25 protein-coding genes are annotated in these 22,161 nt (G+C 72.1%); 11 read left to right on the plus strand and 14 right to left on the minus strand.

The genetic code is table 11. The features are described 5' to 3' along the window. Positions 1-21 precede the first annotated feature (21 nt). The 7 genes from AC07F3_RS17960 to bioB all read right to left on the minus strand — a co-directional run bounded on the left by AC07F3_RS17960 (position 22) and on the right by bioB (position 7,844). A complete protein-coding gene (locus AC07F3_RS17960; RefSeq protein WP_479115109.1) occupies positions 22-2,589 on the minus strand; it encodes an ABC transporter permease in 2,568 nt (855 codons plus the stop codon). A 6-nt stretch (positions 2,590-2,595) separates the two neighbouring features. After that, on the minus strand, positions 2,596-3,405 hold the full coding sequence (locus AC07F3_RS17965; RefSeq protein WP_479115111.1) for an ABC transporter ATP-binding protein: 810 nt from the start codon (positions 3,403-3,405) through the stop codon (positions 2,596-2,598). 141 nt (positions 3,406-3,546) lie between these two features. Continuing rightward, complete coding sequence (locus AC07F3_RS17970) at positions 3,547-4,227, minus strand: class I SAM-dependent methyltransferase (RefSeq protein WP_479115113.1); 681 nt, start codon at positions 4,225-4,227, stop codon at positions 3,547-3,549. A 64-nt stretch (positions 4,228-4,291) separates the two neighbouring features. Beyond that, entirely contained in the window at positions 4,292-4,654 is a 363-nt protein-coding gene (locus AC07F3_RS17975; protein WP_479115115.1) for a VOC family protein, read from the minus strand. Further along, positions 4,654-5,346, minus strand: a complete 693-nt coding sequence (bioD, locus tag AC07F3_RS17980) for a dethiobiotin synthase (RefSeq protein ID WP_479115117.1) — start codon at positions 5,344-5,346, stop codon at positions 4,654-4,656. The genes AC07F3_RS17975 and bioD overlap by 1 nt, the downstream gene beginning before the upstream one ends. Before the next feature lies 1 nt (position 5,347). Continuing rightward, the gene (locus AC07F3_RS17985; RefSeq protein WP_479115119.1) at positions 5,348-6,637 is read right to left on the minus strand and encodes an adenosylmethionine--8-amino-7-oxononanoate transaminase; all 1,290 of its coding nucleotides are present in this window, start codon (positions 6,635-6,637) and stop codon (positions 5,348-5,350) included. Beyond that, complete coding sequence (gene bioB, locus AC07F3_RS17990) at positions 6,630-7,844, minus strand: biotin synthase BioB (RefSeq protein ID WP_479115121.1); 1,215 nt, start codon at positions 7,842-7,844, stop codon at positions 6,630-6,632. The genes AC07F3_RS17985 and bioB overlap by 8 nt, the downstream gene beginning before the upstream one ends. Before the next feature lie 145 nt (positions 7,845-7,989). Between bioB and AC07F3_RS17995 the strand changes: the two genes are divergently transcribed. Next, positions 7,990-9,132, plus strand: coding sequence for an 8-amino-7-oxononanoate synthase (locus AC07F3_RS17995; protein WP_479115123.1), 1,143 nt, complete (start codon positions 7,990-7,992; stop codon positions 9,130-9,132). A gap of 7 nt (positions 9,133-9,139) precedes the next feature. Here AC07F3_RS17995 and AC07F3_RS18000 read toward each other — a convergent pair whose 3' ends face one another. Further along, positions 9,140-9,361, minus strand: a complete 222-nt coding sequence (locus tag AC07F3_RS18000; RefSeq protein WP_479115125.1) for a DUF397 domain-containing protein — start codon at positions 9,359-9,361, stop codon at positions 9,140-9,142. Positions 9,362-9,384: 23 nt separating this feature from the next. Further along, entirely contained in the window at positions 9,385-10,248 is an 864-nt protein-coding gene (locus AC07F3_RS18005; protein WP_479115126.1) for a helix-turn-helix domain-containing protein, read from the minus strand. Between the two features lie 235 nt (positions 10,249-10,483). Between AC07F3_RS18005 and AC07F3_RS18010 the strand changes: the two genes are divergently transcribed. After that, entirely contained in the window at positions 10,484-10,918 is a 435-nt protein-coding gene (locus tag AC07F3_RS18010; RefSeq protein WP_479115128.1) for an ATP-binding protein, read from the plus strand. Between the two features lie 70 nt (positions 10,919-10,988). Here the strand turns inward: AC07F3_RS18010 and AC07F3_RS18015 are convergent, their stop codons facing one another. From AC07F3_RS18015 to AC07F3_RS18025, 3 genes are all read right to left on the minus strand, one after another. Then, the gene (locus AC07F3_RS18015) at positions 10,989-11,462 is read right to left on the minus strand and encodes a C40 family peptidase (protein ID WP_479115130.1); all 474 of its coding nucleotides are present in this window, start codon (positions 11,460-11,462) and stop codon (positions 10,989-10,991) included. Positions 11,463-11,986: 524 nt separating this feature from the next. Beyond that, positions 11,987-12,295 (minus strand): hypothetical protein, encoded by a 309-nt coding sequence (locus AC07F3_RS18020; RefSeq protein ID WP_479115132.1) that lies wholly within the window; start codon positions 12,293-12,295, stop codon positions 11,987-11,989. Between the two features lie 6 nt (positions 12,296-12,301). Then, entirely contained in the window at positions 12,302-12,934 is a 633-nt protein-coding gene (locus AC07F3_RS18025; RefSeq protein WP_479115134.1) for an ATP-dependent Clp protease proteolytic subunit, read from the minus strand. Between the two features lie 250 nt (positions 12,935-13,184). On the opposite strand from AC07F3_RS18025, the gene AC07F3_RS18030 reads away from it, so the two are divergent. The 9 genes from AC07F3_RS18030 (at position 13,185) to AC07F3_RS18070 (ending at position 20,897) form a co-directional block, all read left to right on the plus strand. Next, positions 13,185-13,880, plus strand: a complete 696-nt coding sequence (locus AC07F3_RS18030; RefSeq protein WP_479115136.1) for a lysophospholipid acyltransferase family protein — start codon at positions 13,185-13,187, stop codon at positions 13,878-13,880. A gap of 151 nt (positions 13,881-14,031) precedes the next feature. Further along, the gene (locus AC07F3_RS18035; protein WP_479115138.1) at positions 14,032-14,316 is read left to right on the plus strand and encodes a type II toxin-antitoxin system Phd/YefM family antitoxin; all 285 of its coding nucleotides are present in this window, start codon (positions 14,032-14,034) and stop codon (positions 14,314-14,316) included. A gap of 299 nt (positions 14,317-14,615) precedes the next feature. Continuing rightward, positions 14,616-14,918, plus strand: coding sequence for an urease subunit gamma (locus AC07F3_RS18040; protein WP_114035303.1), 303 nt, complete (start codon positions 14,616-14,618; stop codon positions 14,916-14,918). A gap of 13 nt (positions 14,919-14,931) precedes the next feature. Next, the gene (locus AC07F3_RS18045) at positions 14,932-15,243 is read left to right on the plus strand and encodes an urease subunit beta (RefSeq protein ID WP_479115140.1); all 312 of its coding nucleotides are present in this window, start codon (positions 14,932-14,934) and stop codon (positions 15,241-15,243) included. Continuing rightward, complete coding sequence (locus AC07F3_RS18050; RefSeq protein ID WP_479115142.1) at positions 15,236-16,957, plus strand: urease subunit alpha; 1,722 nt, start codon at positions 15,236-15,238, stop codon at positions 16,955-16,957. Before AC07F3_RS18045 ends, AC07F3_RS18050 begins: the two co-directional genes overlap by 8 nt. Positions 16,958-16,971: 14 nt before the next feature. Then, positions 16,972-17,646 (plus strand): urease accessory protein UreF, encoded by a 675-nt coding sequence (locus AC07F3_RS18055; protein ID WP_479115144.1) that lies wholly within the window; start codon positions 16,972-16,974, stop codon positions 17,644-17,646. Between the two features lie 88 nt (positions 17,647-17,734). Next, entirely contained in the window at positions 17,735-18,412 is a 678-nt protein-coding gene (gene ureG / locus AC07F3_RS18060; RefSeq protein WP_479115146.1) for an urease accessory protein UreG, read from the plus strand. Continuing rightward, positions 18,400-19,167 (plus strand): urease accessory protein UreD, encoded by a 768-nt coding sequence (locus tag AC07F3_RS18065; protein WP_479115148.1) that lies wholly within the window; start codon positions 18,400-18,402, stop codon positions 19,165-19,167. The genes ureG and AC07F3_RS18065 overlap by 13 nt, the downstream gene beginning before the upstream one ends. Before the next feature lie 206 nt (positions 19,168-19,373). Then, positions 19,374-20,897: an alpha/beta hydrolase gene (locus AC07F3_RS18070; RefSeq protein ID WP_479115850.1), complete on the plus strand. Its 1,524-nt coding sequence runs from the start codon at positions 19,374-19,376 to the stop codon at positions 20,895-20,897. Between the two features lie 245 nt (positions 20,898-21,142). Here the strand turns inward: AC07F3_RS18070 and AC07F3_RS18075 are convergent, their stop codons facing one another. Continuing rightward, positions 21,143-21,844 carry a lysophospholipid acyltransferase family protein gene (locus tag AC07F3_RS18075; protein ID WP_479115851.1) on the minus strand — a complete coding sequence of 234 codons (702 nt, stop codon included), beginning with the start codon at positions 21,842-21,844 and terminating at the stop codon, positions 21,143-21,145. Between the two features lie 123 nt (positions 21,845-21,967). Continuing rightward, positions 21,968-22,132, minus strand: a complete 165-nt coding sequence (locus tag AC07F3_RS18080; RefSeq protein WP_479115150.1) for a hypothetical protein — start codon at positions 22,130-22,132, stop codon at positions 21,968-21,970. Positions 22,133-22,161 lie beyond the last annotated feature (29 nt).

The raw sequence follows: 22,161 nt of genomic DNA on the forward strand, positions 1-22,161 counted from the left end.
CTCTCCTCCGGTGAAGGGTGGTTACTCGTGTGCGATGGCGGCGAGCACGCTCATCCGCGAGGCCCGCAGCGCGGGCAGCAGCGCCGCCACCAGGCCGACCGCCACCGAACCCACCACGACCGCGGCGATCGTGGACCACGGCACGGCGAACGCGTCGAGCCCCTGGAGCGCCAGCACCCGCTGCACCGCCACTCCCCACACCATGCCCAGGACGAGTCCGAGCAGTGCGCCGAACACGGCGATCACGACGGATTCCAGCCGCACCATCCGCCGCAGCTGCACCCGGGAGAGCCCGATGGCCCGCAGCAGGCCGATCTCCCTGGTCCGCTCGACCACCGACAGGGCGAGGGTGTTGACCACGCCGAGCACCGCGATCACGATCGCGAGCCCGAGCAGCGCGTACACCAGATACAGCAGCACGGCGATCTGGTCGTGCACCAGCTTCTTGTAGTCCGCCTGGTTCCTCACCTCGACCTGTGGATACGAGGCGAGCGACGACTCCAGGGCGGCGCGCAGCCGGCCGGTCGGCGTGCCGTCGGCCGCGTTCACGTACACGGCGGCGTCCTGGCCGCCGGGCACGTACCGTTCGAGCGTGGGCAGACCCATGAAGAGGGCGCCCTCGGTCCCGAAGCCCCCGCTGCCCTGGCCCATGTCGGTCAGTGCGGCGACGTTCAGGCGCGCCCGCTGCCCGGAGGAGAACAGCACGGGCAGCGAGTCGCCGAGCCGCACGTCGTGGTCCCGTGCGTACGTCCGGTCCATCGCGAGGCCGCCGTCGGCGAGCGCCCGGGCCGTGCCGCCGCTCGCGTACGTCAGGTGGGCGACCTCGTCGAGCCTCGGGTCGTAGCCGGACACCGTCGTGTCGGCCCGCCGGCTGTCCGGCAGCGTGATCCGCACCGGTGCGAAGCGCTGGCGGACCACGGTTCCCACACCCTTGGTGGCCCGGACGCGCTCGGTGATCTCCCGCGGGAACGGCTGGAAGGTGGCGTTCTGGATGACGAAGTCCGCGCCGAGGACCTTGTCGATCTGCTGGTCGAAGGACTTGGACATCGAGGTGCTGGCCACTGAGAGCCCGGTGACCAGCGCGATGCCGACCATGAGCGCGGACGCGGTGGCCCCGGTGCGCCGCGGATTGCGCAGGGCGTTGCGCTGGCTCATCCGGCCCACCGGGCCGAACAGCCTGGGGAACGCGCCGCCGAGCACCCTGATCACCGGACGCACCAGGAGCGGGCCCGCGACGACCGTGGCGATCAGCGTGAGCACCAGGCCCACCCCCAGCAGGGACGAGGCGGTCGCCGCCTTCTGGGCGGCCGCGCACCCCGCCAGGGCGGCGGCCCCGGCCGCGCCGACGAGCGCGCCCACCCACGCCCGCACCCGCAACGGCCGCCCCGCGCCCGCCACTTCGGCGTCCGCGAGCGCCGCCATGGGGGAGACCCGGGCGGCCCGGCGCGCGGGCAGATAGGCCGCGACGAACGTCACCCCGACCCCCACGGCGTAGGAGACCACCGGGGTGGGCCAGTGGAACACCATCTCGGCGGCGCTCAGGTTCATCCCGAACAGGCTCATCAGCGCGATCAGCCCGGCGGCCAGGCCCACGCCCGCGGCGAGCCCCACAGTGGACCCGACGAGGCCGAGCAGCAGCGCCTCCAGGAGCACCGAGCGGCGCACCTGGCCGCGGTCCGCGCCCAGCGCCCTCAACAGGCCCAGTTCCCGGGTGCGTTGGGCGATCAGCATGGAGAAGGTGTTCACGATCAGGAAGATCCCGACGAGTACCGCGACGCCCGCGAAGCCCAGCATCAGATACTTGACGACGTCGAGGAACCCGCCGAGCCGGGCGGCGTCGGAGGTGGCCTGCTCGGCGGCCGTCTTGAGGTCGTACGCCCCGCCCACCTGGGCGGCGATGCGCTGCTTCAGTACGTCGTCGCCGACCCCCGGGGCCGCGTCCACCGAGATGCCGGTCGCCGCGTCCGGCCTGCCGAGCAGTCTGGCCTGGGCGGTCGGCGTGTCCAGGAAGACCAGCGCCGCGCCCGGGTTGGTGGTGGTGAACGTCGCGATGCCGACCACCTTCACAGTGAACGAACCGGGCTGGGCGAGCACCGTCAGGGTGTCGCCGATGCGCACCTTCCTCTTGTCCGCGGTGTCCCGGTCGAGCAGCGCCTCGCCCGGACCGCTCGGGGCGTGACCGCTCGTCAGCTTCACCGGACTGCGCCGGGTGACGTACCAGTTGGTGGCGATCGTGGGCCCGCCGGTGGTGGGTCCCACCGCCTTGTGGTGGGCGTCGACGACGGTGATGCCGGAGACCGCGGTGTCCACGTGGGCGGCCGCGACGCCGTCGATGCGGGCGAGCCGGCCGGCGAGCGCGGCGGGCACGGTGGGTGTCTCGCCGGACGGCAGCGCGGTGTCGATCTCCTTCTTCGGTGAGAGCGTGACATCGGCGGACGTCGAGGCGAAGAGCCGGTCGAAGGTGCGCGCCACGGTGTCCGAGAAGATCAGCGAACCGGCGACGAAGGCCACCGAGAGCACTACCGCGAGCGCCGAGAGCAGCAGCCGCCCCTTGTGCGCGAGGAAGCCGCGCAGGGTCGCCTTCAGCACGGCCGGTCAGCTCTTCCGCAGCGGGTCGGCCCGAGGGGCGGGCTGTTCCCCGGGGCGCGGCCGGACGCCCGAGAAGAGCCGCATCCGCTCCAGGACTGCCTCGGCGGTGGGCCGTGCCATCCGGTCCACGATCTTGCCGTCGCCCAGGAAGAGCACCAGGTCGGCGTGGGCAGCGGCGCCCGGGTCGTGGGTGACCATCACCACTGTCTGGTCCAGCGTGTCCACCGCATCGCGCAGGAACGACAGGACCTCCGCGCCCGCCCGCGAGTCGAGATTGCCGGTCGGTTCGTCCGTGAAGATCAGCTCGGGCCGGGAGGCGAGCGCCCGCGCACACGCGACGCGCTGCTGCTGACCGCCGGACAGCTGCGCCGGCCGGTGCTTCAGCCGGTCGCGCAGGCCCAGCGTGTCGATGACCCGGTCCACCCACGCGCGGTCCGGGGCGCGGCCCGCGATGTCCATCGGCAGCGTGATGTTCTCGGCCGCGGTGAGCGTCGGCAGCAGGTTGAAGGACTGGAACATGAAGCCGATCCGGTCCCGCCGCAGCCGGGTCAGCTCGCGCTCCCTGAGTCCGGTGATCTCGGTCTCCCCGAGCCAGACCTGCCCCGCCGACACCGTGTCGAGCCCGGCCAGACAGTGCATCAGGGTCGACTTCCCCGAACCCGAGGGCCCCATCACCGCCGTGAAGGCGCCGCGCGCGATGTCCACGTCGACCGAGTCCAGGGCGAGCACCGTGGTCTCGCCGCTGCCGTACGCCTTGGTGAGTCCGCGCGCCCGCGCGGCGACCGGCGCCGAGGGCTCCGTTGCAGGTGTGGACAAGGCCGCCTCCCCGTTTGTGGCGTCATGGCCGTTCCAACTCCCGTACCGCATATGAGAGTAGGGGCCGCGCCGGGGATGGGCCATCCGTCGGGGAGCCCGGTGCCGGAGGCCTGCGCAAGGGCCGCTCGGCGGCCCGGGCTGCTATTCGCCGGGGCCGAGCGCGGGGCGCCGCGCTACCCCCAGCACGCACGGCGAGGACGGGGAGGCGACGCCCTTGGCGGGCACCCGCAGATGGCGGTAGCCGACGATCTCGAAGCCCGCCCCCTCGATCGCGCCCAGCGGATCGCGCGCCGTGTGGCAGCCTCCGAACAGGGCCGGCCACACTGTGCGGTCCAGGCCGCGCTGCACCGTGGCCAGCGCCCGCCCCTCGGCCCGGCCGTGCTCGAAGAAGCGCAGCTCGCCGCCCGGCCGCAGCACCCGGCGGATCTCACCGAGCGCCCTCGACAGGTCCCGCACCGAGCACAGGACCAAGGAGGCGACCGCCGCGTCGAAGGCCTCGCTCTTCACCGGAAGCGCCTCCGCCGCGCCCGGCACCACGTCCACCGGGACCTCGGCCTGGAGTGCGGAGCGCACCGCCAACTGCCGCAGGGTGCGCTCGGGTTCGATGGCCACCACCTCGGCCACGGCCGCCGGATAGTGCGCGAAGTTGAGCCCGTTGCCGGCGCCGATCTCGATGACGCGCCCCGAGAGCCCGTCGAGCAGGTCCCTGCGGTGCTCGGCGATCCCGGCTCTGAGGTCCATCGCCTCGCTGAACCGCGCGTAGAAGCGGGCGAAGACGGGGTGGTGCACGGCATCCGGGGCGATCTTGGTGCGCTGCGCCATGGCGGACCTCCTGAGCCTGCGGGCGGACGGCCGGTTACCGCCATTGTCCCCGCGCCGCGCCCGCTCACCCGTCCGCGGACTCCACGAAGCAGAACTCGTTGCCCTCGGGGTCCCGCATCACCTGGAAGGCCCCCTGCGCGTCGGTCACCGTCGCCCCCACCGGAACCGCACCGCGCCGCACGGCCGCCGCCCGCGCCCGGCGCACGTCCTCGACCGCGAGGTCCAGGTGCAGCCGGTTCTTGCCCGGCTTCGCCTCCGGTACGCGCTGGAAGGCGAGCCGCGGCGCGCCCGGCGGATCGAGGTGCGCCCACGCGGGGTTCCGCACCACCGGACGCCCGCCGAGCAGCCCGGCCCAGAACCGGGCGAGCCGCCCCGGGTCCGCGCAGTCCACGACGAGCTGCCCGAGGCGGGCCCGTAACACAGCCATCAGATACTCCAAACGCCGCCGAGCGCCGGGGCGAGCCAACCGGCCGCTCGGGTACGGAAGTCGGCGGGCGCCAGTCGTCCGGCGCCCTCGGGCACGGTGCCGAGCAAGGGTGCACCGGCCGCCTCCGGCAGGTCCACCAGATTGCATCGCGAGGCCAGATCCGGCTCGGCCGGCCAGCTGCCCACGACGACCCCGGCGAACTCGAGATCCCGGGCCCGCAGGGCCTCGCCGGTCAGGGCCGTCGAGTTCAGTGTGCCCAGTCCGGCGGGCGTCACCACCAGGACGGGCGCGCCGAGCAGCCGCGCGGCGTCCGCGAGCGTGCCGCCCTCGTCGTCGAAGCGGACCAGGAGCCCGCCCGCCCCCTCGACCAGGACCAGATCGTGCTCGGTGGCCAGTTTCGCGGCGGCCTCGGCGACCTGCTCGGGGCCCACGGGCGCCATGCCGGCGCGGCGGGCCGAGGTGTTGGGGGCCAACGGCTCGGGGAAGCGGGCCAGTTCGAGGCCGGTCACCGCCTCGCCGGCGAGCCGCCGCACCTCGAAGACGTCACCGGGCTCGCCCGGCGCGACCCCCGTCTGGGCCGGTTTGAGTACCGCCACCGACCGGCCGGCGGCCAGCGCCAGCGCGGCGACGGCGGCCGTCGTGATCGTCTTGCCGATCTCGGTCCCCGTACCGCTCACGACCAGAATCGCCATCTCAGCCCTCCCGCGCAGCCGCGCACACTGCACGGCAGATGCGCGCCAGATCGTCGTCGCCCGTCACATAGGGCGGCATCGTGTAGATCAGGTCCCGGAACGGCCGCAGCCACACGCCCTCGCGCACAGCGGCGGCGGTCGCGGCCTTCATGTCCACGTCGTGGTCCAGCTGCACGACGCCGATGGCGCCGAGCACCCGGACGTCCCGGACGCCCTCGATCGAGCGGGCCGCCGCGAGCCCGTCGAGCAGGCCCGCCTCCAGGCGCTTGACCTCGCTCTGCCAGTCCTGGCCGAGCAGCAGGTCGATCGAGGCGAGCGCCACCGCGGAGGCCAGCGGGTTGCCCATGAACGTGGGGCCGTGGGCGAGCACCGGGACCTCGCCCGACGAGATGCCGTCGGCGACCCGGCTCGTGCAGAGCGTCGCGGCCATGGAGACATAGCCGCCGGTGAGCGCCTTGCCGACGCACATGATGTCGGGCGAGAGCGCGGCATGACCGGCCGCGAACAGCGCTCCGGTGCGGCCGAAGCCGGTCGCGATCTCGTCGAACACGAGCAGTACGCCGTGCTCGTCGCAGGCCTCGCGCAGTACCCGCAGGTACGCGGGCGAGTGGAAGCGCATGCCCCCCGCGCCCTGCACCACCGGCTCCACGATCACCGCGGCCAGCTCGTCGGCGTGCCGCTCGACCGCCGTGCGCAGCTCGTCGGCGTACGCCTCGTCGAACTCCGCGGGCGGCGCCCCCACGAACAGCTGGCGGGGCAGCGCGCCCTGCCACAGCTCGTGCATCCCGCCCTCGGGGTCGCACACCGACATCGGCTGCCAGGTGTCGCCGTGGTAGCCGCCGCGCCAGGTCATGAGCCGCTGCTTGCGCGGCTGCCCGACCGACCGCCAGTACTGCAGGCACATCTTCACGGCGACCTCGACCGCGACCGAACCCGAGTCGCTGAGGAAGACGTGCTGGAGCGGCTCGGGCGTGATCTCGACGAGGCGGGCGGCGAGGCGGATGGCGGGCTCGTGGGTGAGCCCGCCGAACATCACGTGGCTCATTCGGTCGAGCTGGGTGCGCGCCGCCTCGTTGAGCACCGGGTGGTTGTAGCCGTGCACGGCCGACCACCACGAGGACATCCCGTCGACCAACTCGTGCTGCCCGTGGGCCGGTTCGGCCAGCCGCAGCCGTACGCCCGACGCCGACTCGACCAGGAGCTGCTCCTGTCGGCCCGGCATCGGGCCGTACGGGTGCCAGACGTGGCGGCGGTCCAGGTCGAGCAGGTCGGCGGGGGAGTACTCACGCATTGGGCGCGAGATCCGTCCCCGGGCCCCGGCGCCGCACGGCCACCAGATCGGTGCGCGCCTGGTCGGCGGGCGCCTGCTCGGGCACGGCGTGGCCGCCGCAGGGGCCGCAACCGGCGCCGCCCTCGTGCGAGCCGCAGCCGCTCTCCTCGTGCGTACCGCAGGCGCCCGCGCCCGTACCGCAGCCCGCCGCGGCGGCCGCGTCGGCGCGGTGCCGCGGGAGGGTCGTGGTGCCCGCGCCCTCCACCTCGAAGCCCGCGTCCGCGATCATGTCGAGGTCGGCCTGGCCGGCCTGGCCCTCGCTGGTGAGGTAGTCGCCGAGGAAGATCGAGTTGACCAGGTGCAGCGCGAGCGGCTGCATCGTGCGCAGATGCACCTCGCGGCCGCCCGCGAGCCGCACCTCGACGTCGGGGCACACGAACCGGGTCATGGCCAGGATGCGCAGACAGCGCTGCGGCGTGAGGTTCCACTCCTTGCCGAGCGGGGTCCCCTCGAACGGGATGAGGAAGTTCACCGGCACCGAGTCCGGGTCCAGCTCGCGCAGCGAGAAGACGACGTCCACCAGGTCCTCGTCGGACTCGCCCATGCCCGCGATCAGGCCGGAGCAGGCGGACAGACCCGCGTCGTGCGCCTTGGTCACGGTGTCCACGCGGTCCTGGTAGGTGTGCGTGGTCGTGATGTCCCCGTACGTCCCCTCGGACGTGTTCAGGTTGTGGTTGTACGCGTCGGCCCCGGCGGCGCGCAGCCGCTCGGCCTGGCCGTCGGAGAGCAGACCGAGGCAGGCGCAGACCTCGACGCCCTCGTTCTGCTCCTTGATCGTCTCGATGGTCTCGGAGACCCGGGCGATGTCGCGGTCCGTGGGGCCGCGGCCGCTGGCCACCAGGCAGACCCGCTTCGCGCCTCCCGCCACACCGGCGGCCGCGGCCTTGGAGGCCTCGTCGGGCTTGAGCCAGGTGTACTTCAGGATGTCGGCCTTGGAGCCCAGCCGCTGGGAGCAGTACGAACAGTCCTCGGGGCACAGGCCCGACTTCAGGTTCACCAGATAGTTGAGCTTCACCCGGCGTCCGAACCACTGGCGGCGCACCTTGCCGGCCGCGGCCACCACATCGAGCAGTTCGTCGTCCGAGGTCGCCAGTACGGCGAGTGCCTCTTCGCGGGTCGGCAGTTCGCGCCGCAACCCCTTGTCCACCAGCGTGTTCAGCAGGTCCATGGCGCCGATCTTCGCGCACGGCACCGCCTGCGGCCAAGGTAGGGATCCCACAACACGGGCCGTTTGAGGTGTGTGTATCGCCACACCCTGACCTGGCATGGCACCGGCTAGGGTCTGTCGGCAGCCTACAAAAAGGGACTCGACCATGCCGCGAGCGCCGTTCGACTGGATCGATGGAGAATCGGAGCGCCGCGAGCGCGCCGGCCTGGTCCGCACGCTGCGGCCGCGCGCCGCCGACCAGGACCTCCTGGACCTGGCGAGCAACGACTACCTGGGGCTCACCCGCCACCCGGCGGTCACGGCCGGCGCGGCCGAGGCGGCCCACCGCTGGGGCGCGGGCGCCACCGGCTCGCGGCTGGTCACCGGAACCACCGCGCTGCACACGGAGCTGGAGCGCGAACTCGCCGCCTTCTGCGGCTTCGAGGCGGCGCTCGTCTTCTCCTCCGGTTACGCGGCGAACCTGGCCGCGCTGACCGCGCTCGGCCCGCACGGTTCGCTGATCGTCTCGGACGCGGGCAACCACGCCTCGATCGTGGACGGCTGCCGGCTCGCCCGCGCCCGGACGGAGGTCGTGCCGCACGCCGCGCCGGAGGCGGTCCGCAAGGCGCTGGACGCGCACGACGGCCCCGGCCTCGCCGTGTCCGACTCGGTGTTCTCGGTGGACGGCGACGCGGCTGAGCTGCCCCAACTGGCCGCGATCTGCCGGGAGTTCGGCGCGGCGCTCGTGGTGGACGACGCGCACGGGCTCGGGGTGCTCGGCGAGGGCGGGCGCGGCGCCCCGCACGCGGCGGGGCTCGCGGGCGCGGACGGCGTGGTCGCCACCGTCACCCTGTCGAAGTCGCTCGGCAGCCAGGGTGGCGCGGTGCTCGGCCCGGCCCGCGTGATCCGCCATCTGGTGAACGCGGCGCGCACGTTCATCTTCGACACCGGCCTAGCACCCGCGTCAGTGGGCGGGGCGCTCGCGGCCCTGCGCCTTTTGCGGGAGGAGCCGGAGCTCGCGGGCCGGGCCCGTGCCGTCGCCGCCGAACTGCACAGCCGCCTCACCGCGGCCGGGCAGCTCGCGGTGCGGCCCGACGCGGCGGTCGTCTCGGTGCGGGCTCCCTCGCCGGAGGCCGCGGTGGCCTGGGCCGCCGACTGCCGTGCGGCCGGTCTGGTGGTCGGGTGCTTCAGGCCGCCGTCGGTGCCGGACGGCATCTCGCGGATCCGGCTGACCGCGCGGGCGGATCTGACGCCGCGACAGGTCGACAGTGCGGTGGACGTGATCCTCCGGACCGCGCCCACCGCCTGACGAGCCGTCAATCAGCTTGTGCGTACAGAGAGATGAAGCGCTGCCAGGTCCGGGCGCCGAAGAGCAGCGCGGGCCCGTCGATCCGTTGGGAGTCGCGCACGGCCAGCAGCTCGCCGTTGAGCCGGGCCGTCTCGACACAGTTGTTCATGCCCACGCTGCGGCTACTGCGCCGCCACGTGGCACCGGTGAGGGAAGTACTGGAAGGAACGTGCGCAGGGTGTGCGGACATCAAGCCTCCCCACTCGCCCTGAACTAACCCGGTCCTTCCCGGGCCGTCCGGGCGATGAGATCCAACGAGTCCTCGGAGGAAAGCGCGAGTGCCTGAACGGTCTGGAACGCGGCACTGTACGCCTCAAGGTCTTCTCTCCGTTCGAGGTAGAGGCTACTCGTCAAGTGGTCGATAACGACCACATCCAGATCTGAAATGGCCGGAAACGAAAAGATAATGAAAGGGCCGGTGAGGCCGACGTAGCCGCCGTACCGGAAGGGGATGACCTGCACCCGCACGTGCGGCAGGGCGGCGAGCTCCAGCAGGTGCCGCAACTGCTCCCGCATGGCCGCCCGGCCGCCCACCCGCCGGCGCAGCACCGCCTCGTCGAGCACGGCGCTGAGCGTGAGCGGCGGATCGCCGCGCAGCACCTCCTGACGGGCGATGCGCACCTCCACGAGGGAGTCGACCTTCTCCTGCGGCAGCCCCCCGAGCGCGGCCCGGGTGACCGCACGCGCGTACGCCGGTGTCTGCAGGAGCCCGGGCACCACCGAGGTCTCCAGGGTGCGGGCCGTGCGCGCCTGCGACTCCAGACTGATGAAGTCGCGGTACTGCGTGGGCAGCAGGCCGCGGTACGCGTGCGCCCAGTCCGCCCCCGCGCCGCCCGCCGAGTCGGCCAAGGCCGCCAGCAGCGCGACGAGTTGGGGGTCGCTCACCCCGTATGCTTCCAGTAGCCGGGCGACGTCCGCCGGTTTCACCCCGCTGCGACCGGTCTCGATCCGGCTCACCTTCGACTGGTGCCAGCCGACAAGACCGGCCGCCTCCCCGCTCGTCAGTCCCGTACGGTCGCGCAGCCGCCGCAGTTCCTCGCCGAGCTTGCGTCTGCGCACCGCCGGCCCGTTCCCCATGGCCGCCTCCTTCATGTCCGGCGATGGGTAAGTGTGAGCCCAAATACGGTCTACCGTCGGAGAGTTCACCGCTTTGAGCGACAGATATATGCATATCTTGGTGGATCGCACCCGAGAACGGCACGATGAGTGGCACTCTGGCGCGAAGCACAATCCGAGGCCGATGTCGTCTCCGCGAGCGCTCAACCGCTACGAGTCCTCAAGCCGGCCCGGGTGGGAAAGGGACAGCGTCGCCATGGCAGACCACCTCGAAGCAACTGTCACCCTGCCGAGCGATCCCGCCTCGGTCTCCGCGGCGCGGCGCTACGTCGCCGAGGTCCTCACCGATTGGGGACTGCCGTCCGACGCCGAGGCCGCCGACACGGTGCGGCTCATCGTCTCCGAGCTCGCCACCAACGCGGTCCAGCACACCTTCGGCCAGTCGCCCACCTTCACCGTGGACGTCCAGTTGGAGCGGGAGGAGGAGCTGCGGATCGGCGTCACCGACAGCCACCCGCGCTGGCCGAAACGATTGCCCGCCGCCGTCCAGCAGGACAACGGCCGGGGCATGGTGATCATCCGCTGGCTCGCGGCCGAGTGCGGCGGCAGGCTCTCGGTCGCGCCCACCGCGGACGGCGGCAAGACGGTGTGGATCGCCCTGCCGTGGATGGCCCCGGTCCAGAGCGGCTAGCGGCGCTTGTGGGCGTACGGAGGCGTCCCGGTGCGCGGGACCGCACCGGGACGCCCGGGCCGGCGCTGCCTCAGCCCACGCGCCCGTACCAGACGTTGTTGCTCCAGATCCGTTCCAGGCGGACCACGGCCCCGGTCTTGGGGGAGTGCCAGATCCTGTTGTCCCCGGCGTAGATCCCCACGTGGTACACCCCACCGCCCGAGTGGAAGAACACCAGGTCGCCCGCCTTGCGGGAGGACGCGGTGACGTGCCGGGAGCTGTTGTACTGCTGCTGGGCCGAGCGGGGCAGCTTGCGGCCCGCCTCCTTGAACGAGTAGAGCGTGAGCCCCGAGCAGTCGAAGCGGTAGGGGCCCGTGGCGCCGTACTGGTAGGGCGCCCCCTTCTTCGACGCGGCCACGTGCAGGGCCCTCGCGGCCACCGCCGCGGCGTTCGCCTCGGGCGTGCTGCCCGGTGCCAGTGTCGTCGCGCCCGTCACGGCGAGGGTGAGGGCACAGACGGTACCGAGGCGGACGGCCAGGGACGGGACGTGTGTCTGCGCAGCCATGCGCAACCCTTCGTCAAACCGCCTGCGAAGGATGACCTGTCGGGTTCGGACTGGCGAAGATGCCCGGCCGCGCGAACGGCTACACCCCGAGGGACGGCCGGGTCCGGCCCTCCCGAAGTACTCGGGTCCTCCACTCCTGCCGGTCCACTCCTGTCGACCAGACGTCCGGAGCGGCGGCAGGACTCGGCGTCCGCCCGGACCGCCCCGCCGCGGTGGCGGGGGCTTGTCGTCTCAGGGATCTTCACGCACCGACTGTCGTATTTCCGACCCGAAACGGCTTTGTGTGAGGCTGCTCACGACTGCCCCGTTCGGGTGGACACGGGCGGTTCGACATACCTCCAAACGGGGCTGACGAGCCTCGTACCAGCAACGGAAGGATCGATTCCGCAGATTGTCCACCGCCCGTAAGCGGCTCATAAGGGCCAGGGAAAGGAGCCGCCGGTGGGCCGAACGGGGGTACCCCGTCTGGTCCGTTTCACCGGCCCCGTGAGCGCGTCGGGCCTCCCTCGCGGTGCCCGGCACCCTCAAGTCGAGGTCCCCGGCGGCACCGTGAGCCGTCCCGTGCGCCGCTCGCCGTCCAGGACGCGCAGGGCCCGCGTCAGCGTCTCGCCGTGCACCCGCGTCTCCCCGCGCAGGTGCATCAGGGTGAGGGCGTCCCTGACCGCTGCCGCCCGGCCGACCAGGGCCTGAGCGGCCCGCAGGGCGGTGTAGGTGTCATGGCCGTGGGCGGGATTGATCCGGCCCAGCAGGTCGACCACTTCTAGGTAGGAGTCGATGAACCCGGCCTCGGCGCGCGTGAGCGCGGGCAGCGGCGGAAGCTCCGGTGGCAGCACGGCGGTTCACCTCCCGCGCGGCGACGTCTTGCGGCTCTCCAGGACGTGATCGGCGAGCCCGTAGGCCACCGCGCCCGCGGCGTCGAAGACCAGGTCGCGCTCGATGTCGGCGGCCACCCGCTCCGCGGTCTTCCCGGTGTACCGGGCCAGGAGCCCGGTCAACAGCGCCCGGCCGCGCAGGACTTCGGCCGCCTGGATCTCCAGATCGGAGGGCCGGCCCCGCACCGCCTCCTCGACGGCCGGCTGCTTGAGGAGCACCCGGGAGCCGGGCTGCACGACGCGCTTGCCGGGGGTGCCGGCCGCGAGCAGCACCGCGGCCACCGAGCTCACCTGCCCCAGGCAGAACGTCTGCACCTCGCAGGTGACGAACCGCATCGTGTCGTGGATCGCGGTCATCGCGGTGAGCGAGCCGCCGGGGGAGTTGATGTACAGGCAGATGTCCCGGTCCGGGTCCGCGTGCTCCAGGTGCATGAACTGGGCCATGACGTCGTTGGCCGCGGCGTCGTCGACCGGGGTGCCGAGAAAGACGATCCGCTCCTCGAAGAGCTTGGAGTACGGATCGAGCGTGCGGACGCCGGAGGCGGTGCGCTCCTCGAACTCGGGCACCACATGACGGGCGGCGGGGCGGTGGTGGTTCATGACATACCTCTCCTCGACCGGAGGCCTCAGAGCCTCTGTAAAAAACGTACAGGACGTACAGTCCGCTGGATACGGCGACGCTGAAGATCCGCGAGAAGCGGCAGGTCGGAGGGTGTTTCGCTGGGAGCGAGCGGACCGTTTCGGCCGTCGAGGAGCCCTGGGTCCTGGCTCAATAGGCGCTCTCCCGGTGATCCGCGCGGGTGGCTAGCGTCCCCGGCACGGGGGTCACCTGGGGAGAGGGCTCACTGAAGTGTTCTATTTCGCGTTCCGTCTTGTGGTGCTGGTGCCGCTGCTGCGCTGGGTGTTCCGCCCGCGCGTCGAGGGCGCCGGGCGGGTGCCCGGGACAGGGGCGGTGATCCTCGCGGGGAATCACCAGTCGTTCACCGATCAGTTCCTGCTGGGCGTGACGCTCAGGCGCCGCCTCACCTTCCTGGCCAAGCAGGAGTACTTCACCGCGCCGGGCCTGAAGGGCCGCGCGACCGCGGCGTTCTTCCGGGCGCTCGGGCAGATCCCGGTCGACCGCTCCGGCAAGGACGCGGCGCGGGCCGCGCTCGACACCGCGCTCCAAGTCCTCGGCGAAGGAGGGGTGTTGGGGGTCTTCCCCGAGGGGACGCGGTCCCACGACGGGCGCCTGTACAAGGGCAAGGTCGGCGTGGCGGCGATGGCGTTGCGGTCCGGCGCCCCGGTGGTCCCGGTCGCCATGATCGGGACGTTCGAGGCGCAGCCGAAGGGACGCAGGCTGCCGCGCCGCGTGCCGATCACCATCCGCTTCGGTGAGCCCCTGGACTTCTCGCGCTACGCCGGGATGGAGCACCAGCGCCTGGTGCTGCGGGCCGTGACGGACGAGATCATGTACGCGGTGCGGAAGCTGTCGGAGCAGGAGTACGTGGACGTGTACGCGGCGGAGGCCCGGGCGGCCCGGGAGGTGGGCGCGGCCGCCGCCTGACCCCGCACCGGTCCGTTGTGATGGAGTGGGCCCCGGCCGCACCGGCCGGGGCCCCTCGTGCGGGGCGGCCCCTTCGCACGCCGCTGACCTGCGCTGTCGCCGTCTCACAGGGGGCTCACGCGGCGGGTGGGCGGCGTCTAAGCTGGGATGCATGGCCTACGAGATTCCGGTGACGCAAGCCCGCGCAGAGCTCGCGGAGCTGATCAACCGTGTGGTGTACGGCGGTGAGCGGGTCGTGGTGACGCGCCACGGCAAGCCGCTCGTCGCCCTGGTCTCCGCCGCCGACCTGGAGAAACTCGAGGCCGGGCAGGAGGTGGACGAGGAGCGGGCGGCGCGTTCCCTCTCGACCGTGCACCCCGTCACGCCGACCGCTCCCGCGGAGTCCCGGCGCTTCGGGATCGCCGCCGAACACCGCGGTCCCCGCATCGGCGACTGACGGCCCGCGGCCCGGTCTAGGCAAAGGTGCCCTCTGCACGGATCTGACCCGGTGTGATCCGTCCTTGATCATCACGTGTTCCTAAAGCGTCAGTTAACGCGCTGGAAAAACTTCCGCTCTAACGTGCAATGCCTGGCCTTGGGGCCCGGAGATGCGGCTCAACAGGATGTTGAAGTCGGATACGGTTCCGCTGCGTTCGGGCGGAGCACGCGCTGTCCCGCCGGTCTCCGCCCTCGACGCCAGCTGGGTCCGTCCATGCCTGTCCGTGGACGGAAGGGCACGACTGTGAGGTGGGAAGCGTGCAACTGACGCCGCACGAGCAGGAACGCCTGCTCATCCATGTAGCCGCCGATGTGGCCGAGAAGCGCAGGGCCCGCGGGGTGAAGCTCAACCACCCCGAGTCCGTCGCGCTCATCACCTCGCACATCCTCGAAGGCGCCCGGGACGGCCGGACCGTCGCCGAACTCATGGCGTCCGGGCGGAAGCTGCTCGCCCGGGACGACGTCATGCCGGGCATCCCCGAGATGATCCACGACGTCCAGGTCGAGGCGACCTTCCCCGACGGCACCAAGCTCGTCACCGTCCACCAGCCGATCGTCTGACGGGGGCCCGGCCGTGATTCCCGGAGAGATCCTCTTCGCCGAGGACCCCATCGTGCTCAACGAGGGCCGCCCGACCGTGCGGCTGACCGTCCTCAACGCCGCCGACCGGCCCGTCCAGGTCGGCTCCCACTACCACTTCGCCGAGGCCAACCCCGGCCTCGACTTCGACCGAACGGTTGCCCGGGGCAAGCGGCTCAACATCGCCGCGGGCACCGCGGTCCGCTTCGAGCCCGGCATTCCCGTCGACGTAGAACTCGTACCCCTGGCCGGACGGCGCATCGTGCCGGGTCTGCGTGGCGAGACCGGAGGCTTCCTCGATGACTGACCTCGACCGTGCCGGCTACGCCGACCTGTTCGGACCCACCACCGGCGACCGCATTCGCCTCGCCGACACCGACCTGCTGGTCGAGATCGAGGAGGACCGCTCGGGCGGACCCGGACGCGCCGGTGACGAGGCGGTGTTCGGCGGCGGCAAGGTGATCCGCGAGTCCATGGGCCAGGCGCGGACCACCCGAGCCGAAGGCGCGCCCGACACCGTTGTCACCGGAGCCGTCATCATCGACCACTGGGGCGTGGTCAAGGCCGACGTCGGCATCCGCGACGGCCGGATCACCGGCATCGGCAAGGCCGGCAACCCCGACACCATGGACGGCGTCCACCCCGACCTCGTCATCGGCCCCGAGACCGAGATCATCGCGGGCAACGGGAAGATCCTCACCGCGGGGGCCGTCGACACCCACGTCCACTTCATCTCGCCCACCCTCATCGACCAGGCGCTCTCCTCGGGCATCACCACCCTGGTCGGCGGCGGCACCGGGCCGGCCGAGGGCACCAAGGCCACCACCATCACGCCCGGCCCCTGGCACCTGGCCCGGATGTTCGCCGCGCTGGAGAACGCGCCCGTCAACATCGGACTGCTCGGCAAGGGCAACACCATGTCGCGCGAGGCCATGCACTCGCAGCTGCGCGGCGGAGCCCTCGGGTTCAAGATCCACGAGGACTGGGGCGCCACCCCTGCCGTGATCGACGCGTGCCTGAGCGTGTGCGACGAGACCGGGGCCCAACTCGCCATCCACACCGACACGTTGAACGAGGCGGGCTTCGTCGGCGACACCCTCGCCGCCATCGCGGGCCGTTCGATCCACGCGTACCACACCGAAGGCGCCGGGGGCGGGCACGCGCCCGACATCATCACCGTGGTCTCGCAGCCCAACGTGCTGCCCAGCTCCACCAACCCGACCCGCCCGCACACCCTCAACACCATCGAGGAACACCTCGACATGCTGATGGTGTGTCACCACCTCAACCCGGCCGTCCCGGAGGACCTGGCGTTCGCCGAGTCCCGGATCCGGCCCTCCACCATCGCGGCCGAGGACTTCCTGCACGACCTCGGCGCCATCTCCATCATCTCCTCCGACTCCCAGGCGATGGGCCGCATCGGTGAGGTCGTGCTGCGGACCTGGCAGACCGCGCACGTCATGAAGGTCCGGCGGGGCGCGCTGCCGGGCGACGGCTCGGCCGACAACCACCGCGTGCGGCGCTATGTCGCCAAGTACACGATCAACCCGGCGGTGGCCCAGGGCCTCGACCACGAGATCGGCTCCGTGGAGCCGGGCAAGCTCGCCGACCTGGTGCTGTGGGAGCCCGCGTTCTTCGGCGTCAAGCCGCAGCTGGTCATCAAGGGCGGCCAGATCGCGTACGCGCAGATGGGCGACGCCAACGCCTCGATCCCCACCCCGCAGCCGATCCTGCCGCGCCCCATGTTCGGCGCGCAGGGCAGGGCGCCCGCCGCCAACTCCCTGAACTTCGTCTCCCAGGCCGCGCTGGAGGACGACCTGCCCGGGCGGCTCGGCCTGGACAAGCGGTTCGTGGCCATCAAGAACACCCGCCGGGTGAGCAAGGCGGACATGCGCGAGAACGACGCGATGCCGGACGTCCGGGTCGACCCGGACACGTTCACGGTGAGCATCGACGGCGACGTGGTGCAACCGGCGCCGGCCGCCGAACTTCCCATGGCCCAGCGCTACTTCCTCTTCTGACGGGCCGTTAACACATGAGCCGCGCAGCCCTGCTCGTCCTTGCCGACGGCCGTTTCCCCGCCGGTGGCCACGCCCATTCGGGCGGCGCCGAACCGGCCGTCAAGGCGGGACGCATCCGCCATGCCGCCGACCTCGCGGAGTTCTGCCGTGGCCGGCTGCACACCGCGGGCCTCACCGCCGCCGCGCTGGCCGCGGCGGCGGCCGCGGGCCTCGACCCGCTGGCCCTGGACGAGGCCGCCGACGCCCGCACCCCGTCCCCGGCCCTGCGGGCCACCGCCCGCAAGCTCGGCCGCCAGATGATGCGGGCGGCCCGGGCCACCTGGCCGTCCGCCGAACTCGACGCGCTGGCCGCCGCCCGCCCGCGCGGCGTCCACCAGCCGGTCGTACTCGGCCTCGCCGCCCGCGCGGCGGGGCTCGGGCCCGAGGACGCGGCGCACTGCGTCGCGTACGAGGTGGTGAGCGGCCCGGCCACGGCGGCGGTACGGCTGCTGAGCCTCGACCCGTTCGACGCGACGGCCGTGCTGGCCCGGCTCGCGCCGGAGCTCGACGCGGTGGCGCGGCGGGCCGCCGTCGCCGCGGCGGAGGCCGTCGTCGAAGGACTCGACGCGCTGCCCGCCGCGTCGGCGCCGCTGCTCGACATCATGGCGGAAGCCCATGCGGCTTGGCCGGTGCGGCTGTTCGCGTCCTAGGCGCGGGCCTCCTCGCCGGGGGCTCCGCCGCACTCAGACCCCGTCGCGCCTCAAGGGCGTTCGTCCTCAATCTCCCCCTGGAGCCCCCATGCACCTCGACCACTCCCACGAAGGCCCCGCCGCGATCAGCGCGGACGCCCACCGCCCCGACGGCACCCGCCGGGCCCTGCGCATCGGGCTCGGGGGACCCGTCGGGTCCGGGAAGACCGCCACCGTGGCCGCGCTCTGCCGCGCGCTGCGCGACCAGCTGTCCATCGCCGTCGTCACCAACGACATCTACACCCGCGAGGACGCCGCGTTCCTGCTGCGCAACGCCGTGCTGCCGCCCGAGCGGATCCAGGCCGTGGAGACCGGGGCCTGCCCGCACACCGCGATCCGCGACGACATCTCCGCCAACCTCGAAGCCGTCGAGGACCTGGAGGACGCGGTCGGGCCGCTCGACCTGATCCTCGTCGAGTCCGGCGGCGACAACCTCACCGCCACCTTCTCCAAGGGGCTCGTCGACGCCCAGATCTTCGTCATCGACGTGGCGGGCGGAGACGACATCCCGCGCAAGGGCGGCCCCGGCGTCACCACCGCCGACCTGCTCGTCGTGAACAAGACCGACCTCGCCCCCTACGTTGGCTCGGACCTCGCCAGGATGGCGAGCGACGCCAAGGAGCAGCGGGCCGAACTCCCCGTCGTCTTCCAGTCGTTGAGGTCCGAGGAAGGCGTGTCCGAGGTCGCGGCATGGGTCCGGGAGCAGCTCGCGGCATGGACGGCCTGACCCTCGGCGCGCCCGGCCTGCGCGCCACCGCCCGCATCGTCGCCACCCCCGAAGGCCTGCCCGTCCTGGAGGGTCAGGGCCCGCTCGCGCTGCGCCGCACCCGGGCCCGCGGTCCCTACCACCGGGTCACCGTGGTGGGGGCGATGAGCGCACCGCTCGGCGGCGACCGGATCGCCGTCGAGGCGGAGGTGCGCCCGGGGGCGCGGCTCGCCGTCGACTCCTCCGCCGCCACCATCGCGCTGCCCGGCCGCGACGGCGAGCGGGCGCACTACGACGTACGCCTGACCGTCGGCGAGGGCGCCGAGCTGCGCTGGCTTCCCGAGCAGCTCATCTCGGCGCGCGGCAGCGACCTCAGGATGCGCACCAGGATCGACCTCGCCGCCGGGGCCCGTCTCGTGTTCCGCGAGGAGCAGGTGCTCGGCCGCCACGGCGAGGAGACCGGCACCCTCACCACCCGCCTCACCGTGCACCGCGCGGGCCGCTCGCTGCTCGACCAGGAGCTGGCGTACGGGCCCGGCGCGCCCGGCGGCTGGGACGGGGGAGCGGTGCTCGGCGGGCATCGAGCGGCGGGCCAACTGCTGCTCGTCGGGCCGGAGTTCGCCGACCGGCCCGCGGAGCCCAGGGTGCTCGGCGAGCTCGCCGTGCTCACCCCGCTCGCCGGTCCCGGCCTCCTCGTCACAGCGGTCGCCGAGGACGCCCGGCTGCTGCGCCGGACGCTCGACGACGTCCTGCGGACGCACCTCGCGACACGCTGACCGCTCAGCGGAACACCACGCACCGGCTATCGGTTCGGTAAAAAAACACCTGTACGGCCTGTGCACAGTGGGCTCACAGACGAAAGGATCCCCCGACAGGTCCAAACGGCGCGCTGCGACTGCCAGCGCACTTCAGCAGGGGGAGGTACCACTTGAGACGCACCGCAGTGCTCGGCTCGGCCGGCACACTGATCGCGGGCACGCTGATGGTGGGCGCGATAGCGGCTCCGGTCGCCAACGCCGACAACCGCGACCACGGTTGGTCCGAGGCGCGTGGCGCGCAGGTCGCCGCGGACCGGGCGGCCAAGCAGGGCATCGCATGGACGGACTGCCCCGCCGACTGGGCGATCGCCAAGCCCATCCAGTGCGGTTACGTCAGCGTCCCGCTCGACTACGCCCGGCCGAACGGCAAGCAGATCAAGCTCGCCGTCGACCGCATCGCCAGCACCGGCACCAAGGCCGAGCGCCAGGGTGCCCTCGTCTACAACCCGGGCGGCCCCGGCGCCTCCGGCATGCGTTTCCCCACCCGGGTGACCACCAAGAACCCGCTGTGGACCAACACCTCCAAGGCGTACGACTTCGTGGGCTTCGACCCGCGCGGTGTGGGGCACTCGACGCCGATCTCCTGTGTCGACCCGCAGGAGTACGCCAAGGCGCCGAAGGCCGACCCGGTCCCGGACTCCGAGGCCGACAAGCGCGCCCAGCGCAAGCTCGCCGCCGAGTACGCGGACGGCTGTGCCGAGCGCAGCGGCTGGATGCTGCCGTACATGACCACCCCGAACGCCGCCCGCGACATGGACGTCATCCGTGCCGCCCTCGGTGAGAAGAAGCTCAACTACCTGGGCGTCTCCTACGGCACCTACCTGGGCGCGGTCTACGGCACGCTCTTCCCCTCGCACGTCCGCCGCATGATCGTGGACAGCGTGGTCAACCCGGACCAGGACAACATCTGGTACCAGGCCAACCTGGAGCAGGACGTCGCCTTCCAGGCCCGCTGGAACGAGTGGGAGGACTGGGTCACCAAGTACGACGCCAAGTTCCACCTCGGCACCACGCGTGCGCAGGTCGAGGCCCAGTGGCTGAAGCTGCGCGCCGACGCCAAGAAGAGCCCGCTGGGCGGTCAGGTCGGCCCGTCCGAGCTGCTCGGCTACTTCCAGAAGGCGCCGTACTACGACTCGTACTGGGTGCCGGTCGCGAAGGCGCTCAGCGCCTACGCCGCGGGCGACAGCAAGCCGGTCATCGCGGCCACCGCCCCCGACATGTCGGACATCGCGGGCAACATCGCCTCGGAGAACGGCAACGCGGTCTACACGGCCGTCGAGTGCGCGGACGCCAAGTGGCCCACCAGCTGGCGCAAGTGGGACCGCGACAACACCCGTCTGAACAAGGACTACCCGTTCCTGACCTGGTCCAACGCGTGGATGAACCTGCCGTGCGCCACCTGGCACACCAAGCAGCAGAACCCCATCGAGGTCAAGACCGGCAAGGGTCTCCCGCAGGTCCTGATCGTGCAGTCCACCAATGACGCCGCCACCCCGTTCCACGGCGCCGTCGAGCTGCACAAGGCCTTCAAGAACTCGCGCCTCATCATCGAGAAGGGTGCCGGTTCGCACGGTGTGACCGGTCTCGTCAACCCGTGCATCAACTCGCGGGTCGAGAACTACCTGCTCGCCGGCAAGACCGACAGCGCGGACTTCACGTGCACCCCGCACGCGACTCCCGTGCCGTAAAGACCAGTTGAGGAGGGGCGGCCGGAGTTCTCCGGCCGCCCCTCCGCGCTAGGCGCGCCCGGCCAGCCAGGTGTCCTCGGCGAGCGCGCGCACGGCGACCCGCCCGATCTGTCCCGTTGCTCCGATGACGAACGCGGTTCCCTTGGTCATGCGGGGGACGCTACGTCCGCGCCGCTCACGGCGGCCAGGCCGTTTCGCCCTGCGCGGATCAGCCCAGGGCCGAGCCGTCCGGGGAACCCGGCCGATCAGCTCATGATGCCCCGGAACCTCCGCGACTCCTCCGCCTTCACATCGGCCGCGTACCGGTCCACGTACTCCTGGCCCGACAGCTCCATGACCTTGTACATGATCTCGTCGGTGACCGCCCGCAGGACGGCCTTCTCGCCCTCCATCCCCTCGTAGCGGGAGAAGTCGAGCGGCTCCCCGAAGCGGATCGCCACCCGCTTGATCTTCGGGACGACCTGGCCGGGCGGCTGGATCTCGAAGGTGCCCACCATCGCGCACGGGATCACCGGGACGCCGCCCCGGATGGCCATCACCGCGACGCCGACCTTGCCCTTGTACAGCTTGCCGTCGTGCGAGCGGGTGCCCTCCGGGTAGATGCCCAGCAGTTCGCCCTTGGCGAGCACACCGAGCCCTTCGCGGATCGCGGCCCGGCCCGCCTCCTTGCCGGACCGGTCCACCGGGATCTGCCCGATGGCGCGGAAGAAGGCGGCGGTCAGCCGGCCCTTGATGCCGGGCCCGGTGAAGTACTCCTGCTTGGCCAGGAAGGTGATGCGCCGCTTCAGCATCACCGGCATCAGGAAGTGGTCGGAGAAGGAGAGGTGGTTGCCCGCGACGATCGCCGCACCCTCGTCCGGAATGTGCTCCAACCCCTCCAGCCTCGGCCGGAACAGCAGTCTCAACAGGGGCCCCAGGACTGCGTATTTGAGGATGTAGTAGAGCACCCGCGAGCTCCTCACCATGCGGAAGGGTGGCCAGTGTAGGGGGAGGCCCCCGCACCTGTAACCACCCGCGACGGCGACCGCCCGGACGACCACCGTCGGGCTCGGCCGAGCGCGCGGCGAGGCTCAGGTGCTGCGCGAGGAGGCCGCGGCCGTCCCGATCGCGGTGAGGCCGAGCACCACCCAGCCGAACCACAGCCAGCCACTGCTGCCGAGCGCCACCGTGTACGCGGTGATCAGGACCAGCATCACGAGGGTGAGCACCAACATCGACTTCGTCGAACGGGGCATCGCGTCCCCTTCCTCCCGGCGGGTGCCGT

It is taken from the genome of Streptomyces sp. NPDC045846 (assembly GCF_056431605.1).

Excerpts from the sequence above, each read along its gene's own strand:
- AC07F3_RS17985 (WP_479115119.1), bottom strand. The coding sequence starts at position 6,637 with ATGCGTGAGTACTCCCCCGCCGACCTGCTCGACCTGGACCGCCGCCAC.
- AC07F3_RS18070 (WP_479115850.1), top strand. The coding sequence starts at position 19,374 with ATGGTGGGCGCGATAGCGGCTCCGGTCGCCAACGCCGACAACCGCGAC.
- AC07F3_RS18025 (WP_479115134.1), bottom strand. The coding sequence starts at position 12,934 with ATGAACCACCACCGCCCCGCCGCCCGTCATGTGGTGCCCGAGTTCGAG.
- AC07F3_RS17970 (WP_479115113.1), bottom strand. The coding sequence starts at position 4,227 with ATGGCGCAGCGCACCAAGATCGCCCCGGATGCCGTGCACCACCCCGTC.
- AC07F3_RS18005 (WP_479115126.1), bottom strand. The coding sequence starts at position 10,248 with ATGGGGAACGGGCCGGCGGTGCGCAGACGCAAGCTCGGCGAGGAACTG.
- ureG (WP_479115146.1), top strand. The coding sequence starts at position 17,735 with ATGCACCTCGACCACTCCCACGAAGGCCCCGCCGCGATCAGCGCGGAC.
- AC07F3_RS18065 (WP_479115148.1), top strand. The coding sequence starts at position 18,400 with ATGGACGGCCTGACCCTCGGCGCGCCCGGCCTGCGCGCCACCGCCCGC.
- AC07F3_RS18080 (WP_479115150.1), bottom strand. The coding sequence starts at position 22,132 with ATGCCCCGTTCGACGAAGTCGATGTTGGTGCTCACCCTCGTGATGCTG.
- bioB (WP_479115121.1), bottom strand. The coding sequence starts at position 7,844 with ATGGACCTGCTGAACACGCTGGTGGACAAGGGGTTGCGGCGCGAACTG.
- AC07F3_RS18035 (WP_479115138.1), top strand. The coding sequence starts at position 14,032 with ATGGCCTACGAGATTCCGGTGACGCAAGCCCGCGCAGAGCTCGCGGAG.
- AC07F3_RS17975 (WP_479115115.1), bottom strand. The coding sequence starts at position 4,654 with ATGGCTGTGTTACGGGCCCGCCTCGGGCAGCTCGTCGTGGACTGCGCG.
- AC07F3_RS18000 (WP_479115125.1), bottom strand. The coding sequence starts at position 9,361 with ATGTCCGCACACCCTGCGCACGTTCCTTCCAGTACTTCCCTCACCGGT.
- AC07F3_RS17995 (WP_479115123.1), top strand. The coding sequence starts at position 7,990 with ATGCCGCGAGCGCCGTTCGACTGGATCGATGGAGAATCGGAGCGCCGC.
- bioD (WP_479115117.1), bottom strand. The coding sequence starts at position 5,346 with ATGGCGATTCTGGTCGTGAGCGGTACGGGGACCGAGATCGGCAAGACG.
- AC07F3_RS18055 (WP_479115144.1), top strand. The coding sequence starts at position 16,972 with ATGAGCCGCGCAGCCCTGCTCGTCCTTGCCGACGGCCGTTTCCCCGCC.
- AC07F3_RS18015 (WP_479115130.1), bottom strand. The coding sequence starts at position 11,462 with ATGGCTGCGCAGACACACGTCCCGTCCCTGGCCGTCCGCCTCGGTACC.
- AC07F3_RS18050 (WP_479115142.1), top strand. The coding sequence starts at position 15,236 with ATGACTGACCTCGACCGTGCCGGCTACGCCGACCTGTTCGGACCCACC.
- AC07F3_RS18010 (WP_479115128.1), top strand. The coding sequence starts at position 10,484 with ATGGCAGACCACCTCGAAGCAACTGTCACCCTGCCGAGCGATCCCGCC.